We start from the raw sequence: 1,483 nt of genomic DNA, 5'->3' as shown, positions 1-1,483 counted from the left end.
GACGAGGTACTTCTGGCCGAACAGGAAGACGAGGAACACGGGGACCAGGGAGACGATCGACATCGCGAACATCGCGCCCCACGAGCTCTGCCCCGTGGAGTCGACGAACGTGCGCAGCGCGACCGGGCCGGCGACGACCGGCTCGAGCTCGCGGTGGCCGGGGACGGTCCCGACCGGGCGGCGCTCGAGGCGCGGGCGCGCGCGCTCGGCGACCGGGTCCGGTTCGCCGGTCCGCTCGACGGCGACGACCTCGTCGCGTTCTACCGCGGGCTCGACGTGCTCGCGGTGCCGTCCCGCGAGACGCCGGGCTGGGTCGAGCAGTTCGGCCGCGTCGCGGTCGAGGCCATGGCGTGCGGCGTGCCCGTCGTCGCGACGAGCACCGGCGCGCTGCCGGACGTCGTCGGCGGCGCAGGGCTCCTCGTGCCGCCCGACGACCCGGACGCCCTGCGCGCCGCGCTCGTGCGCGTGCTCGAGGAGGACGGCCTCGCCGAGCGGCTCCGTGCGGACGGTGCGGAGCGAGCCGCCACGTGCTCGTGGGCGTCGGTCGCGCAGCAGTACCTCGCGCTGTACCGGGCGGCAGCAGGCCCTTCCCGCGACCTCCCCCCGAGCCCGACGGCGAGCGCGGACGGCCTGGACCAGCCGGACCACCCGGGCCGGCCGGACGGCCCGCCCGAGGTCGTCGTCGTGGCGTACGGCTCCCCCGCGATGGTGCGCGACGCGCTCGCGCCGCTCGCCGGCAAGTACCCGATCACGGTCGTGGACAACTCCTCGATGCCCGAGATCCGCGAGGTGACCGAGCTCGCGGGCGGCCGCTACCTCGACCCCGGGCGCAACGGCGGGTTCGCGGCCGGGGTGAACCACGCGCTGGCGCACCGGCAGGCGCCCGGCGCGGACGTGCTCCTGCTCAACCCGGACGCCGTCGTCTCGCCGGAGGACGTCGCGACGCTGCACGAGGCCCTGCACGCCCGCCCGCGCGTGGCGAGCGTTGGCCCGTCGCAGGTCGACGACGACGGCGTGCCCGCGCGCGTCGTGTGGCCCTTCCCCTCCCCCGTCGCCACGTGGGTCGAGGCGGTCGGCCTCGCCCGTCTGCGCCGCACGCCGCCGGACCGGTCGTTCGTCATCGGCTCGGTGCTCCTGCTCAACGCGCGCGCGATCGAGGACGTCGGCGCGTTCGACGAACGGTTCTTCCTCTACGCCGAGGAGACGGACTGGGCGTACCGCGCCGTGCGGCGCGGCTGGCGGCACGCCGAGGTCCCGACCGCACGCGCGACGCACCTCGGCGGTGCGACGAGCTCCGACCCCTCGCGGCGGGAGACCCATTTCCACGCGTCGCAGGAGCGCTACCTGCGCAAGCACCACGGCGCCGTGGGCTGGGCGCTCGCGCGGGTGGGTGCGGTCGCGGGTGCCGCGGCGCGCGCTGTCGCGCTGCGCGGGGACGCCCGCGCCGGGGCCCGCCGCCGCCTGCGCCTGTACCTCACCGGCC

1 protein-coding gene and 1 pseudogene are annotated in these 1,483 nt (G+C 77.0%); one reads left to right on the top strand and one right to left on the bottom strand.

The features are described 5' to 3' along the window. Window positions 1–126, bottom strand: a pseudogene (locus tag JZ5iCDA_RS19860) (carbohydrate ABC transporter permease); the annotation flags it as partial. 27 nt (window positions 127–153) lie between these two features. Between JZ5iCDA_RS19860 and JZ5iCDA_RS17455 the strand changes: the two are divergent. Next, a partial coding sequence (locus JZ5iCDA_RS17455) for a glycosyltransferase (RefSeq protein WP_253182145.1) occupies window positions 154–1,483 on the top strand: 1,330 nt, incomplete at its 3' end.

The sequence above is a fragment of the Cellulosimicrobium cellulans genome (assembly GCF_001722485.1).
In the GTDB taxonomy this organism is placed as follows: domain Bacteria; phylum Actinomycetota; class Actinomycetes; order Actinomycetales; family Cellulomonadaceae; genus Cellulosimicrobium; species Cellulosimicrobium cellulans_A.
Note: the sequence above shows the minus strand (reverse complement) of the source record. Positions and strands in the feature narration are given on the sequence as shown.